Consider the following 15467-nt stretch of genomic DNA (forward strand, 5'->3'; position numbering starts at 1 on the left):
TCGTCCTTTCGCCGGGTCATTCCCGATCAGTGCATCGCAGTTGTCCGAGGAGCGGCAGGGCCACAGTCCCCGAACACCACTGCCCTTCGTCCCGGTCGTGGGCGGCCCACGGCTCCTGATGCGGTGTGCCGGACAGGGCAATCCGAGGATCTCGCTTCTTGTGGGCTGTGCCCTGTCCGAAGGATGTCCGAGACAGGACCTTCGGCCCTGTGGGGGCGATGGTGCGGGTGTTGACATGGATCGAGGGATGCAGTTCCGGGATCAGGTGAGAAGGGTTTGCAGTTGAAACATGGGTATCAGTTCGTTCCGCGCGCCACCGTGAGTCTGGGGCGTGCGGAAGCACTGCGGCTGCTGGGCAGCGTCCCGTTCGGGAGGGTCATCTTCACGCGCGACGCGCTGCCCGCTGTCCGGCCGGTGAACCATCTGGTCGACGAGGGCCAGATCATTGTCGTGCGGACCCGGCTCACGTCTCGGCTGACATCGACCGTGCGTACGGATCCGAATGTGGTGGTGGCGTACGAGGCTGACGATATCGACCCCGTCGCGGGGCTGGGATGGTCGGTGGTGGTGACGGGGATCGCCCGCACCGTGACGGATCCGGAACGGGTCGCACGGTACGAGAGCCTGCTGCAGCCGTGGGTCGACGGCGCGATGGACACCATCGTCGCCATCGAGCCGACCCTGGTGACCGGGGTGCGGCTCGTGGCGAAGCAGGCGGGTTAGCCCGGTCAGGCGTACGGGTCGTCTGCCTCCCAGTCGGCATCGTCGGCGCTGTCGGCATCGGCATCCTCGGCGCCGGCCCCGTCGTTCTCGGTGAAGCGAAGCCGGGCGACGAGTTTGATGTGATCGTCGTTCTTGCCGTGGGTGATCACCAGTTCGCTCCGGAGTTCGTCCGGGAGAGCGAGCGCGCCGGCGGTGCCGTCGCTGTCGTAGGTGATCACGCCTCCGGTGTCGAGTTCGTCTGCGAGACCACGTAATTGGTGGGCGAGTTCGGCCCGGTCGAGGGTGCGGTGTACTTCGTAGATCTTCTTGTGTGTCATGTCTGGAAGCACACCGCACCCGGGGGAGAGGCTCTAGGGACCAAATGCCTGTGCCGGTTGTGCGGAAGTCCCCTCCGCCGGGCGCGTTCCGATAGTGAAACGCGCAGCGCGACGGCGCAATCGATGATCGGGGCGACGGTCGCGGGCGGCCGGGACGGCGGGGGGTGTCCGGAAGAACCAGTGCTTCGCCGTTTCCGCCAGCGCCAGATACGCGACGATCATGACGAGCAGCGCGACGAAGAAGGCGCCGGGCAGCGGCTGGAAGCCGAGCGTGGCGGCCAGCGGCGTCACGGGTAGCAGTGCGCCGATTCCCACCGCGGCCAGCGCGGCGGTGAGCAGGGCGACGCTCGGGTGGCTGCGGAAGAAGGGCGTTCTGCGGGTTCGGATCACGAACAGCACCAGAGTCTGGGTGGCCAGCGATTCGACGAACCAGGCGGTGTGGAAGAGGGCTTCGCCCGCGTGGAAGATCCACAGCATGATGCCGAAGGTCGCGAAGTCGAACACCGAGCTGATGGGGCCGAACACCAGCATGAAACGCCGGATCAGCCCGATGTCCCAGCGCGCGGGCCGGGCCAGCTGCTCCTCGTCGACCGTGTCGGTGGGAATGGCGAGCTGGCTGGAGTCGTAGAGCAGATTGTTGAGCAGAATCTGCGAGGGCAGCATGGGCAGGAACGGCAGGAACGCGGAAGCGCCTGCCGCACTGAACATATTGCCGAAATTGCTGGACGTGCCCATCAAGACGTACTTCATGGTGTTGGCGAACACGCGCCGGCCCTGGGTGACGCCGTCCGCCAGGACCTGCAGGTCCTTCTCGAGCAGCACGACGTCGGCGGCGTCCTTGGCGACGTCGGTGGCGGCGTCCACGGAGATTCCGACATCGGCGGCGTGCAGGGCGAGCGCGTCGTTGACGCCGTCGCCGAGGAACGCGACATCGACGCCGAGCGAGCGTTGCGCGCGGACGATGCGCGCCTTCTGTTCTGGATCGATGCGGGCGAAAACGGTTGTGGTGGCGAGCTTCCCGGCGAGCTCGGCGTCGGTGAGCCGGTCGAGCTCGGTGCCCGACAGGGTGTCGCCCGCCGGCAGGCCCAGCTGTTCGCAGACCCGCGCGGCCACCGTCGGATGATCGCCGGTGATGACCTTGACCGCGACGCCGAGCGTGGCCAGGCGGCTGATCGCCTCGCGCGCAGAGGCTTTCGGTGGGTCGAGGAACACGAGGAACCCGGCCAGTCGCAGGCCGGTCTCGTCGGCGGCTGTCAGCGACGTCCGCCCGGGCGCCGGACGGGTCGCGACGGCGACCACGCGGTGCCCGGCCGCGAACTCGGCACCGAGCGCCCGGGTGGCCGCATCCGGCACGTTCTCGCAGCAGGCGAGGACGGCCTCGGGAGCTCCCTTCGTAATGATCGTTCCCCCGGTGCCGGGCGCATCGACGAGGACCGAGACCATGCGCCGCCGATGATCGAAAGGCAGTGTGGCGAGCCGGGTGTGCCGCTCGGCGCCCTCCCGCGGTGCGGGCGGCGCAGCCCACAGTGCCGTATCGAGCGCGTCACCGCCGGCGAGCTGACCGTTCTGGATCACGCCGTCGGTGCAGGCCATGCCCAGCTCGATGACATCGTCGCCGGCGTCCAGGTCGGCGGCGACCGCGCGCATGAATTCGATCCGCCCCTCGGTCAATGTGCCGGTCTTGTCGGTGAACAACACCTCGATGTCGCCGAGATCCTCGATGCAGACCAGCCGCTTCACCAGCACCTTGCGCTGCGCCAGGATTCGTGAGCCGGCCGCCAGGCTGGTCGACACCACCGCCGGCAGCAGTTGCGGCGAAATGCCGACCGCGATCGCCAGCGAGAACATCAGCGCGTCCAGCAGCGGCCGGTGCAGCACCAGGTTCACCGCGAAGATGCCGATCGTCAGCACGGCGGCGACGCGCACCAGCAGCATCGAGAACCGGCGCAGCCCGGCCTGGAACTCGGTCTCGGGCTCCCGGCGCGCCAAACCGACGGCGATACGGCCGAATTCGGTGTCGCCGCCGGTCGCTGTCACGACGCCGCGGCCGGTTCCGGCGGCGACCACCGTGCCCATGAGTGCGCAGCACGCCAGCTCGGACACCGGGCTGCCCGCCGCAACCGGGTCGGTCGATTTGACCACCGGTTCCGACTCGCCGGTCAGCACCGATTCATCGCACTGCAGTCCGGTCACGGACAGCAGCCGCAGATCCGCCGGCACCAGCTCGCCCGGGCGTAGCTGGACTATGTCGCCCGGAACCAGCTCCGCGAGGTCGACCGATCGGGCCTGTCCGGCACGGGTCACCACGACTCGATGCCGGATGCGCTCGTGCAGCGCGGCCGCCGCCTGCTCGGCGCGGAATTCGTTGACGGTGCCCAGGCCGACGGACATCGCCACGATCACCCCGATGACCACCGCGTCGCTGCGCTCGCCGAGGAAGAACGACACCAGAGCGGTCACGGCGAGCAGCAGCAGGAGCGGCGAGCGTAATTGCCGCAGGATGACCGGCCCGATGCGCGCGCGATGCGCTTGAATGGCGTTCGGCCCGAAAAGGCGTGCCCGTCCGGCATATTCGGATTCGGTCAGCCCTTCGTCGCCGGTGGCCAGCGCGGTCAGAATCCGATCGATGGGCTGCGCGGCGGCGGTCGTGGCGGGTACGGGCCGAACCGTGTGCGGCAGCGTGCGATTCGTGGCCGAGGCCAGCGCGTGAACGTGCATACCGTCGAGGGTTCCGCTGTCCGGGCCGGGACGATAGGGCCTGCTCGCATCCAGGGAGGGGACCAAAGACCTTGTAGCCGAGGACTTGCCGCCGCTGTGGGCCGTGATGCGCAGCGGCAGACTGAAGGTGTCGGCCCCCGAGTCCGGGGGTGATTCCAGCAGCGGATGACGAGTGAATGGTATTCCCGATCACGCTGTGTGCCAGTCGATTCGAGCTCCGCCGCGAAACGTGACACCTGCAGTCACGGGAGCCCTTCGTTGGCTCGGCGCATTCGGGTCCGGACGCCCGCTATCGCCGCGGCTGGATAGCCCGGGCCTCGGGGGTCGGCCTGTCGGGTCGGTGCGGGCGCAGGCGGAACGCAACCGCCGCGGCTCCGGACGAAGACGCGGCGGGGAGCGCGGTTCGCTCTACATCGGACGCGGATGCTCACCACGCAGCTTGGACGCGTAGACCGCCGCCTGCGTGCGCCGCTCCATGCCGAGCTTGGCGAGCAGCCGCGAGACGTAGTTCTTGACTGTCTTCTCCGCGAGGAACATTCGTTCGGCGATCTGCCGGTTGGTCAGCCCGTCGCCGAGCAGGTCGAGAAGTTTGCGCTCCTGGTCGGTGAGCCCGGCCAGCGGGCCGTCGGACTGCGTGCTGCGGCGCAGTCGATCCATCAGCGCCGCGGCGGCACGGTTGTCCAGCAGCGAGCGGCCGGCGCCGACCTCCTTGATGGCCTTGGCCAACTCCATGCCCTTGATGTCCTTGACCACGTAACCGCTGGCTCCAGCGAGGATCGCGTCCATCATGGCCTGCTCGTCGGTGAACGAGGTGAGGATGAGGCAGCGCAACCCATCGACGCGCGAGAGCAGATCACGGCAGAGTTCGATGCCGTTGCCGTCCGGCAGCCGGACATCGAGGACCGCGACATCCGGTTTCAGCGCCGGGATTCGGGCCAGGGCCTGGGCCACATCGGAGGCCTCACCGATGACGGTGAGCTCCGGGTCGCTCTCGAGCAGGTCGACGAGTCCCCGGCGGACGATCTCGTGATCGTCAACGAGAAAAACCTTGATCATGGCCGGTTCCCATTCTGTAGGTCGTCGTGTTCGAACATAGCTCTCCGGGGCGCATTATCGGGGATGGCCGGAAGGAGCCGGGCCGCCGGGGGTGGCGGGAGCGGTGACCTCCAAGATCTGTTCGAGGGGCAGCCGCGGGGTATGGGTCGGCTGCCGGTCGGAGGCGGGAACCGTGCCGACCCGCACCAGCACCTGTGGCTGCTCCACGCGGCCGGTGAGCTCGCGGATGACCGCTCGGCTCCGCGGCACTTCGGTGACGTGGGTGATCGTGCAGGTCGCATAGCCCGCGACCGTGCATTCGAGCAGGATGGTCGACAGCGCCTCACCGCAGCGCAGCAGTTCGGCGAAGCTGTTGCCGCTGGACACGACGAGCACCACGGACTTGTCGTCCTCGATCTCGGTCCGGCGCGGCTCGTCCTCGACGGCCGGGAGTATGCGGCTCAGATCGACCCGCTCGCGCTCCTCGGCGGATATCCGGGCCGTCGGCGGGATACCTTCGGCGGGGAGTGAATGCCCTGTCCACCACTGCAATTCGGCTTGATAGCCGGAATCGTAGCGGCGTATCGCCGCGGTCAGCCGCGAGGCGCGGGCGAGCTCGGCGCGGGCCTCGGGCGCCAGCACGGTGATCACCGCGTCGAAGGGGTCGACGATGACCGGCAACACCGGTTCGAATTCGCGCCAGTGCGCCGGTTCGGCGAAGGGGAGCCGGTCGGTGTAGCGAACCGCGATGGCGGCGGCTCGGTCCCGGTCGGCGTCGGTCACGATCCGCGCCGGCTCGAAGGTCACCGTCGCAACCTGATCGTGCCGGGTGGGGTCGGGGAAATACGTGACCTCCGTCTGCCACCCGGCCGCGGCCAGCGCGGCGCGCAGATGTCCCAGCACGAGACCACAGCCGATCAGCATCTGCCGCCCGGAGTGGTCGGTGGCCGGAAGCATGCGCGAGCGCACCGAGAACAGGTGCAGGGCATCGCCGTCGAAGACCCAGCGCCACGGCTGGCTGTTGTGCAGGGAGGGCGCGCGACCGGCCAGCCGGACAGCCTGCTCGATCGTGTCGCCGCTGGGTAGTGGGCTCATGAACTCACGCTAGGACGGGTGGTGGGTGCGCTACAGGGGCCGTTGGTCCTCGTTACGGTGCTACAGGACCCTTGGCCCGGCGCCCGGCCGGACGCACGCTGAAGCGGTGGACGACAACATGCAGCCCGCGCCGTTGATCGACGCACGGCGTCACGACGCGGTGATCTTCGATATGGACGGCGTGGTGACCGACAGCGCCCGCGTCCACGCGGCGGCCTGGAAGGAGATGTTCGACGACTTCCTCGCGCATCGGGAGCCGGCCCCGGGCGAGAACCTGTCGCCCTTCACCGACGACGACTACCTGCGGTGGGTGGACGGTGAACCGCGCTACCGGGGAGTGTCCGATTTCCTTGCCGCACGCGGTATTTCACTACCCGACGGCGATCCCGCCGACGCCGAGGACGCCGCAACGGTATGCGCGCTCGGCAACCGCAAGGACCGGTTGTTCCTCGAACGGCTCGCCCGCGACGGCGTCCCCGCGTTCGACTCCACCGTGGCCCTGGTGCGGCGCCTGCAGACCGCGGGTATCGGTGTCGCGGTGTTCTCCGCCAGCCGCAACTGCGCCGACGTGCTGCGGGCCGCCGGCATCGGAGACCTGTTCGGGGTGCGGGTGGACGGCATCGTGGCGGCGGAGCTGGGGCTGGCGGGCAAGCCCGACCCGGCGATGCTGCTCGAGGCCGCGCGCCGGCTGGGTGCGGAGCCGGAACGGACCGTCGTCGTCGAGGATGCGGAGGCCGGTGTCGCGGCGGGCCGGGCCGGCGGATTCGGTCTGGTGATCGGCGTCGACCGGGGCGGGCACGGCGATCGGCTGGCCGAGCGTGGGGCCGATGTGGTGGTGCCCGACCTGGTTCGGGTACGGCTGCGCAACGGTTTCCGGCGGATGTCGGAGGTGCCGGATACGGTCGCGGGGCGGCTCGGTGACCTGCTCGACACCGAAAAGGCCTCCGTCCTGCTCGATTTCGACGGCACGCTGTCGGCCATCGTCCCCGATCCGGCGGCCGCGACCCTGGTGGAGGGTGGCGCGGCGGCCCTCGCGCGGCTCGCGGCGCAGTGCCCGGTCGCCATCGTCAGCGGGCGCGAGCTGGAGGATCTGCGCGGCCGGGTGGGCGTCGACGGACTCTGGTACGCCGGGTGCCACGGCTTCGAGTTGCAGGCCCCGGACGGCACGACGTACGTGCACGATGCCGCCCCGGGCGCCGAGCGCGCGCTGGCGGCGGCAGCGGAGGAGCTGACGAAGTCGTTGAGCGCCGTCGAGGGGATTCTGGTGGAGCACAAGCGCTTCGCGGTCGCCGTGCACTATCGGCGGGTCGCCCCGGAACAGGTCGGCGCGGTGACGGCCGCCGTGCACGCGCAGGCACACCAGCGCGGTCTGCGCGTGACGGGCGGCCGCAAGGTGGTCGAACTGCGGCCGGACATGGACTGGGACAAGGGCACCGCGCTCCAGTGGATCCTCTCCCACCTCGTCACGCCGAGGCTGCCGATCTACGTCGGCGACGACCTCACCGACGAGGACGCCTTCGATGCCGTGGAGGCCGAGGGTATTTCGATCGTGGTCCGGCACGACGAGAACGGCGACCGGCGGACCGCCGCCCGCTTCGCGCTGCCCGGACCCGAGGGCGTGCGCTCCTTCCTCGACGATCTGGCCGTCCTGCTGGCGGCCGAATCCGCTGGGGCCGTATCGGATTCATGGGTGTTCGCCTTCGATGGGTACGACCCGGCGCACGAGCGGCTGCGGGAGGCGCTGTGCACCGTCGGAAACGGATATCTCGCCACCCGCGGAGCCGCGCCGGAGTGCGCGGCGGGGCAACACCACTACCCGGGTACCTATGTCGCCGGGATCTACAACCGGCTCTTCGATCGGATCGCGGGGCGCACGGTCGACAACGAGAGCCTGGTGAACCTGCCGAACTGGCTGCCGGTCACCTTCCGCATCGGCGACGGTGACTGGCTCGACATCGACGCCATCGAATTGCTGTCCTATCGCCAGGAATTCGATCTGCGCCGGGCGGTCCTGCTGCGGCACTTCCGCTTCCGGGACGCCACCGGTCGCATCAGCGCGGTGCGGCAGCGGCGGTTCGCGGCCATGCACGCGCCGCACCTGTGCGCGCTCGAGACCGCGGTGACCGCCGAGAACTGGTCGGGGACGGTGGTCTTCCGCTCGATCGTGGACAGCGCGGTGAGCAACGGTCTGGTGGCGCGGTATCGGGACCTGTCGGGGGAGCACCTCGAGCGGGTTTCGACGCGGGAGCTGTCACCCGAATCGGTGCTGGTGGTGGTGCGCACCGGGCAATCCGGGATTCCGGTTGCGACCGCGGCGCGCGGCACGCTGCACCGAGAGGGTGTGAAGCTGTGTCCCGCCACGGAACTCGTCGAGAGCGGCGGGTCGATCGGGCACGACCACGGCGTCGCGATGACCGCGGGCGACACGGTCGTGCTGGAGAAGATCGCAGCCGTGGTCACCGGCCGCGACCACGCGGTCTCGGCCCCGGACGACGAGGCCACGCGTGCACTGCGCAGTGCCGCCGGGTTCGCCGACCTCCTCGAATCGCACACGGCCGCCTGGGAACACCTCTGGGAGCGGCTTCGCATCGACCTGGGCGGCGGTGAGCACGCGACCCGGGTGCTCCGGTTGCATCTGCTGCATCTGGTGCAGACCCTCTCGCCGCACACCGCCGATCTGGACGTCGGGGTCCCGGCGCGGGGTCTGCACGGCGAGGCCTATCGGGGCCACGTCTTCTGGGACGAGCTGTTCGTGTATCCGGTTGTGAATCCACGCTTCCCGCGACTCGCGCGTGGTCTGCTGCGGTACCGATACCGGCGGTTGCCGGAGGCGCGTCGGGCGGCGGCCGCCGCCGGGTTGTCCGGCGCGATGTTCCCGTGGCAGTCCGCCTCCGACGGCCGCGAGGAAAGCCAGCTCATGCATCTGAATCCGCTGTCGGGGCATTGGAATCCGGATCCGAGCCCGCGCGCCCACCACATCGGCAGTGCCATCGCCTACAACGTCTGGCAGTACTACCAGGCGACCGGTGACCTCGAATTCCTCACCGATTACGGCGCCGAGCTCATGGTGGAGATCGCCCGGTACTGGGCGAGCCTGGCCGACTACGACCCCCGCCACGACCGGTATCACCTGCGCGGGGTCATCGGGCCCGACGAATTCCACACCGGTTCGCCGAGTGCCCCCGGATCCGGCGTGGACGACAATGCCTACACGAATGTGATGGCGGTGTGGACACTGCTGCGGGCGCGCGACGCGCTGGACCGGCTGACGCCCCGCGCACGGGCGGAACTGCTCGAATCGCTGCGGGTCTCACCGGTGGAACTGGCGCGGTGGGAGCATGTCGGGCGGCGGATGTACGTGCCCTTCCACGACGAGGTCATCAGCCAGTTCGACGGTTACGAGCAACTGGCCGAACTCGATTGGGACGGCTACCGGCAACGCTACGGCGAGATCCAGCGGCTGGATCGCATCCTCGAAGCCGAGGGCGACGACGTCAACCGCTACCGGGCCGGCAAACAGGCCGATGTCCTGATGCTGTTCTATCTGTTCTCCGCCGACGAATTGCGGGAAGTGTTCGACCACCTCGGCTATGACCTTCCCGGGGAGATGATTCCGCGGACGATCGACTACTACCTGGCCCGCACGTCGCATGGTTCGACGCTGAGCGCGCTGGTCCACGCCTGGGTGCTGGCCCGCGCGAACAGAGCGCGGGCGATGGAATTCTTCGACCGGGTCCTGGAATCCGATATCGCCGATATCCAGGGCGGGACCACGCAGGAGGGAATCCACCTCGGCGCCATGGCCGGAACGATCGACCTGGTCCAGCGGTGCTTCACCGGAATGGAGATCCGGGCCGATCGCCTCATCTTCAACCCCTGCTGGCCCGACGAGCTGGGGGAGCTGCGGTTCTCGATCGTCTACCGCGGGCACCGGCTCGCGATCAGGGTCAGCGCCTCCGATCTGGAGGTCGCCGCCGATCCGGGCGTGGCGGACCCGGTGGAGATCCATTACGACGGGTACACCGAGCTGCTGCCGGCGGGAGCGACGATCCGAATGCCGGTGAGCCGCAAGGCATCCGATCCGGATCCGCTCACGACCGCAGCTGACTGACGCCCCATCGGGCCAGCCCGATCGCGACGGCCAGGTATTCGACGAGCGCGAGATACACCAGCACCGCGCCGTACAGCCGAGCCCAGAGGGCGATGTAATCGGTGGCGGCGGGAACCGCGACCACCATCGCCGCGCCGAGGACCATGGCCACGGTCGCCACGGCATGCGGTGTTGCGGGAGGATTCATGCCAGCAAGTTTTGTCGCGGCTCGCGCGAATCAGCAGGGCCGATGTTCCCGACACCGATGGGACCAACGGCGGCCGAAGTCCCACACGCCCAACCCGGCCGCCGCGCAGAGGTCTTTGGTCCTCACACCGAGGACGATCGCCCGCAGAGGGCGGTCAGGTCCCATTTCTACCGTGAGAGTACGAGCCCCTCCCCGGGCGCCGACGATTTCACCTCACCCCGGAGGTCAGGATGACACACCAGGAACTCGACGATCCGCATCGGCTGGCCTCGGCGCCCGTGGTGGTCGGCGTGGACAATTCGGAAGGTTCGGCGCGGGCGGTGCACTGGGCCGCGAACTACGCCGCGCAGCGGCGGCGGCGACTGCACATCGTCCACGGCCTGGATCTGGTGGCGGTCAGCCGGGGTGCCGGTCCCTACGCGGTGGCGACGCCGTCGCTGGTCGAGGCCGTCAAGGCCGCCGGTGCGGCGGCCATCGCCCGGGCCCGGGTGGCCGCAGGCGACTACGAGCCGGAACTGACGGTCTCGTCCGCGGTGTCGACCGACACTCCCGCCCAGGTGCTGATCGATCTCAGCGAGTCCGCCTTCGCGGTGGTGATCGGGGCGACCGGGACGGCCGGCACGCTCTCGCATCTGGGATCCACCCTGTTCTCGGTGACCAGTCACGCCCGGGGCGCGGTGGTCGTGGTGCGGCCGGATCCCGACGCGGCCAATGCGGTTCGCGGCTCGGGTCCGGTCGTCGTCGGCGTGGACGGCAGCCGCGTGAGCGAGGCCGCGATCGCCGCGGCGTTCGCCGAAGCCTCCGCGCGGGAGGTGGGATTGGTCGCCGTACACGTCTTCACCGATTGGGACACCGGGCAATTCGCCGGCGAGGTGATCCCGGTCGCGACCGCGGAGCTGGCCGCCGTCGAGGAGGCCGTCCTGTCCGAGCGGCTGGCCGGCTGGCAGGAGAAGTATCCGGATGTCGAGGTGACCCGGGAGGTGTTCGCCTCCGGGCCCGCCGGGCGGCTGGGGGAGCTGTCGAAGACCGCGCAGCTGGTCGTGGTCGGCAACCGTGGTCGTGGCGGATTCATGGGAATGCTGCTCGGATCCACCACCCATTCCCTGGTGCAGCACGCGCACTGCCCGGTGATGGTCGTGCACGCCGATGACGAGGAGACGAAGCGATGACGCTGACCATGCCCGGCGCCGGAACCGGAATCCGGGACGACCTGATCGATCTGGACGCGTGGTGGCGGGCCGCCAACTATCTGGCCGTCGGGCAGATCTACCTCATGGACAACCCGCTGCTCACCGAGAAGTTGCGGCCCGAGCACATCAAGCAGCGGCTGATCGGCCACTGGGGAACCGTGCCCGGGGTGACCCTGACCTACGCCCACCTCAATCGGGTCATCATGCGGACCGGGCAGCAGATGCTGTTCGTGCTGGGCCCCGGTCACGGTGCAGCGGCGCTCACCGCCGCGACCTGGCTCGAGGGCACCTATTCGCTGCGGCACCCCGAGGTCGGTCAGAACCTGGCTGGGATGCGAGAACTGTTCCGGCAGTTCTCCTTCCCGGGCGGCGTGCCCAGCCATGCCTCACCGCATCTGCCGGGTTCCATTCACGAGGGCGGCGAACTGGGCTATTCGCTCGCCCATGCCACCGGTGCGGCGCTGGACAATCCGAATCTGGTGGTGGCGTGCATGATCGGTGACGGCGAGGCCGAAACCGGTGCCCTGGCCACCAGCTGGCACGGGTCGCTGTTCCTGGACCGCGTCACCGACGGCACCGTGCTGCCGATCCTGCACCTCAATGGCTACAAGATCGCGAATCCGACCCTGCTGGCGCGTATGTCGCGCCGCGACCTCGACGCCATGCTCAGCGCGCAGGGCTGGGAGCCGATGTATGTCGAAGGCGACAATCCGGCGGAGGTCCACGAACGGTATGCGACCGTGCTCGACGAGGCGATGGAGCGGATCCGGGAGATTCGCGAGTTCGGCGAGCACGGCCTGGGTCCGCGCGACCCCTGCCGTCCGATGATCGTGCTGTCGACTCCGAAGGGATGGACCGGACCGATGACGGTGGACGGCGTACGCGTCGAGGGCACCTTCCGGTCGCACCAGGTGCCGTTGCCGGGCGTGCGGGAGAATCCGGAACGCCTTGCGCAACTGGAGGACTGGTTACGGTCCTATCGGCCCGAGGAGCTGTTCGACGACGAGGGCCGCCCGGTGGACCGGATCGCGCGCCTGCATCCCGAGCAGCACCTGCAGATGAGCGCCGATCGCGCCGCGCACGGTCACGACAGCGTCGACCTGCAGCTGCCGTGCCCGACCGACTACGCCCTCGAATTCCCCGCGCCCGGAACCGAATTAGCGGAGGCGACCCGGGTGCTGGGCGGGTACCTGCGCGACGCGCTGGTCCAGAATCCGCACAATCTGCTGTTCTTCTCGCCGGACGAGCACACCTCCAATCGCTTGGACGCCGTCCTCGAGGTCACCGGCCGGCGCTGGCGCAGCAGGCGGATCGCGGGCGATGATCGGCTGTCACCGGACGGCCGCGTCTTCGAGGTGCTGTCGGAGCATCTGTGCCAGGGCTGGTTGGAGGGCTATCTGCTGACCGGCAGGCACGGTGTGTTCTCCACCTACGAGGCCTTCGCGCACATCATCGACTCGATGGTGGTGCAGCACGCCAAATGGCTGCACATGGCGGCGGAATTCCCCTGGCGCGAGCCGATTCCCAGCCTGAACTACCTGATCACCTCGCACGTGTGGCGGCAGGATCACAACGGCGCGTCCCACCAGGATCCCGGCTTCATCGACCATGTGCTCAGCAAGCGGCCCGAGGTCAGCCGGGTGTACCTGCCGCCGGACGCCAACTGTCTGCTGCACGTCTTCGACCACTGCTTGCGCAGCCGCGGCCGGGTCAATGTCGTGGTAGCCGGGAAGCAGCCCGCGCTGCAGTACCTCGATCACGAGGCGGCGCGGCTGCACTGCGACCAGGGTCTCGGCGTCTGGCACTGGGCGAGTTCGGATTCCGATCGGCCCGCCGAGGTCGTGCTGGCCTGTGCCGGGGATGTCCCCACCCAGGAAGCTCTGGCCGCGGTGGCGCTGTTGCGGGAGCTGGTGCCGGACTTGGCGATCCGATTCGTGAACGTGGTGGACCTGGCTCGCCTCTTCCCGCCTGATCGTCATCCGCACGGCGTCTCGGACGAGGAATATCGCGCCGTCTTCACCGACGCACCGGTGATCTTCGCCTTCCACGGCTACCCCTGGCTCATCCACCGCATCGCCTACCGGCGCCCCGGCCACGACGTCATGCACGTCCACGGATTCACCGACAACGGCACCACCACAACACCTTTCAGTATGTGCGCCATGAACGGAATCGACCGCTTCACCCTGGCAGCCGCCGCCCTCGCCGAGGTGCCGCGCCTGACCGAGCAGCTGGCCCCGCTCACCGAAGAGCTCACGGCACGCCGTGAGGCCGCCGACGCCTACGCCCGCCGCTATGGCATCGACCCACCGGAGATCGCCGACTGGCGCTGGCCCGCTTAGCGCGGGACGACCGAGGCCACCCACTGCACCATCGACAAGGGTTGTGCAGCGGGGCCCGCGGGAGGTGCGGCTCCGAGCGTCCTCCCGTGCTCTGAAGATGCCGTTGACGAGACTGTCCGGTGGCGCACTAGGGTACTGATCGGTTGCCCAGTCGGTTTTTCCCGCTTCGAATGATCGGTTGGTCTCATAATCCCCCCGGTGGGTTTTCTTGCCGGCTCGCAACAATGCGCTGATCAGGTATGTTAATTGAAGTAACACATATCACCCCCTAATCGAGGCTGAGCTGGTGGATATTGGCGGCCCGCTCGATAGGGTTCCAATCATCCACTACAGCAGGAGTTTTCGATCCCGGGTCGTGTCACGCGGAGAGGATCGAGGAGGCGTGAGCCGCTCACCCCCTTCGCGGCGGCTCACGGTCGTCCCGCGGGTTGCCTGCAACGATCCCGGTGACGACGTCGAGGTCGACGCCCGGGTGCGGTCGGTTTGCTACCTGCCCGGGCATCGGCCCCGACCGGCGCCGGGGAACTCCTGAAGGTCAGTGGTTTCGCCGATCCGGAGGTGCCGGGGCAGCCCGGCCGGTGAGGGTGAGTATGTCCGCTACCGGGCGGCGAGGCGTGAGGAGAGGTAGGTGCGTGTCGGCCGGTGGGGTGCCGATACGCACTACCACCTGCGGAATGCCGGGGCTGGAGATCATGCCGGTGAGCAGGTCCCGCCCGGCGGGTAGCTCGGTGATGTTGGTCAGGGTGCAGGTGCCCAGCCCGGCTACCGTGCACTCCAGCAGCACCGCGGACAGCGCCTCGCCGACCCGAACCCACTGTGGTACCGAGTCCCGCACGGCGCTGAGCACCACGAGCTGAGCGCGATCGGCGAAGTGATCGCGGCGGGCGGTGCGCGGACCGGGGGGAAAGACGCGGCCGACGCCGACCTGTGCGAACTCCGCCTCCGATGCCAGCGCGGTGCGCGGAATGCCTTCCTGGACATCGGAATGTCCTGCCCACCAGTGCAGTTCGGTGTCGTAGAACATGTCGTGGCCGCGCAGTGTCGCGAATTCCCGGGAGAGGGCCGCGAGCTGCGGCCGGACGGATTCGTCGAGCACGTCGAGCCGCACATACTGTGCCGCTGTCAGCGCGCGCAGGCCGGGCAGGATCTCGGCCCACCCGTGCGGCTCGTGCAGGGCCAGCCGATCGGTGCGGCGGTGTTCGACGGCACGGGCCAGGGCGCGGATGCTCGCCGGGGGATTGCTCCACGGTCGGAACTCGATGGCGGCCAGTCGATCCGGGTGGCGTTCATCGGGTACATGCAGGATGTCGGTGTGCCAGCCATGGTCGGCGAACACGGTTCTGATGTGGTGCAGCATCGCGCCACAGCTGATCACCAGCTGGCGGCCGAGCGGATCGGTCGAGGTCAGCTGCCGTTCGGCGTCGGCATACAGGAAGAGGCGTCTGCCATCGAAGCGGCAGCGCCACGGCTGAGTGTTGTGCAGCGACGGCGCGCGCGCCGCCGCCTCGACCATCGCCGTGATTGTCGCCGGATCCGGCACCGGCCGACCGCGTACACCTTCGTCGCCGCTCATACCGAAAGTCTGCGGTTTCCATCAGCTCGGACATACGGCCGTTGCTCCTGTGGCGCAGGGTATTTGGTCCCTGCCGTGCGCCTACGCACACGGCGCCGTGATCGCCGAGGCCGGATACCTAGGGGAAATGGTCATTTCAACTACGACCGGTCGACTCTGCTGAACCTGCCGGTGGC

At 68.8% G+C, this 15467-nt stretch carries 10 protein-coding genes; 4 read left to right on the plus strand and 6 right to left on the minus strand.

The genetic code is table 11. The features are described from left to right. Nucleotides 1-276: 276 nt before the first annotated feature. Nucleotides 277-723: a pyridoxamine 5'-phosphate oxidase family protein gene (locus ABZ909_RS36050; protein WP_357009090.1), complete on the plus strand. Its 447-nt coding sequence runs from the start codon at nt 277-279 to the stop codon at nt 721-723. Between the two features lie 5 nt (nt 724-728). Here the strand turns inward: ABZ909_RS36050 and ABZ909_RS36055 are convergent, their stop codons facing one another. From ABZ909_RS36055 to ABZ909_RS36070, 4 genes are all read right to left on the minus strand, one after another. Continuing rightward, complete coding sequence (locus tag ABZ909_RS36055) at nt 729-1040, minus strand: amphi-Trp domain-containing protein (RefSeq protein ID WP_357009092.1); 312 nt, start codon at nt 1038-1040, stop codon at nt 729-731. A gap of 33 nt (nt 1041-1073) precedes the next feature. Further along, nucleotides 1074-3758, minus strand: coding sequence for a magnesium-translocating P-type ATPase (gene mgtA, locus ABZ909_RS36060; protein WP_357009095.1), 2685 nt, complete (start codon nt 3756-3758; stop codon nt 1074-1076). A gap of 408 nt (nt 3759-4166) precedes the next feature. After that, nucleotides 4167-4814 carry a response regulator transcription factor gene (locus ABZ909_RS36065; RefSeq protein ID WP_357009097.1) on the minus strand — a complete coding sequence of 216 codons (648 nt, stop codon included), beginning with the start codon at nt 4812-4814 and terminating at the stop codon, nt 4167-4169. Between the two features lie 54 nt (nt 4815-4868). Continuing rightward, nucleotides 4869-5888 carry an NAD(P)H nitroreductase gene (locus ABZ909_RS36070; protein WP_357009100.1) on the minus strand — a complete coding sequence of 340 codons (1020 nt, stop codon included), beginning with the start codon at nt 5886-5888 and terminating at the stop codon, nt 4869-4871. Nucleotides 5889-6006: 118 nt separating this feature from the next. Here ABZ909_RS36070 and otsB point away from each other — a divergent pair, with 118 nt between their 5' ends. Then, nucleotides 6007-9999: a trehalose-phosphatase gene (gene otsB, locus ABZ909_RS36075; protein WP_357009224.1), complete on the plus strand. Its 3993-nt coding sequence runs from the start codon at nt 6007-6009 to the stop codon at nt 9997-9999. Here the strand turns inward: otsB and ABZ909_RS36080 are convergent. After that, a complete protein-coding gene (locus ABZ909_RS36080; RefSeq protein WP_357009103.1) occupies nt 9980-10186 on the minus strand; it encodes a hypothetical protein in 207 nt (68 codons plus the stop codon). The two genes, otsB and ABZ909_RS36080, sit on opposite strands and share 20 nt — an antisense overlap. A 230-nt stretch (nt 10187-10416) precedes the next feature. Between ABZ909_RS36080 and ABZ909_RS36085 the strand changes: the two genes are divergently transcribed. Together ABZ909_RS36085 and ABZ909_RS36090 are read left to right on the plus strand one after the other, a co-directional pair. Continuing rightward, nucleotides 10417-11355 (plus strand): universal stress protein, encoded by a 939-nt coding sequence (locus tag ABZ909_RS36085; protein ID WP_357009105.1) that lies wholly within the window; start codon nt 10417-10419, stop codon nt 11353-11355. Further along, nucleotides 11352-13718 (plus strand): phosphoketolase family protein, encoded by a 2367-nt coding sequence (locus ABZ909_RS36090; protein ID WP_357009107.1) that lies wholly within the window; start codon nt 11352-11354, stop codon nt 13716-13718. The genes ABZ909_RS36085 and ABZ909_RS36090 overlap by 4 nt, the downstream gene beginning before the upstream one ends. Before the next feature lie 535 nt (nt 13719-14253). Here the strand turns inward: ABZ909_RS36090 and ABZ909_RS36095 are convergent. Further along, complete coding sequence (locus tag ABZ909_RS36095; protein ID WP_357009109.1) at nt 14254-15291, minus strand: hypothetical protein; 1038 nt, start codon at nt 15289-15291, stop codon at nt 14254-14256. Nucleotides 15292-15467: the final 176 nt, after the last annotated feature.

The organism is Nocardia sp. NPDC046763, from assembly GCF_040645495.1.
Taxonomy (GTDB): Bacteria; Actinomycetota; Actinomycetes; order Mycobacteriales; family Mycobacteriaceae; genus Nocardia.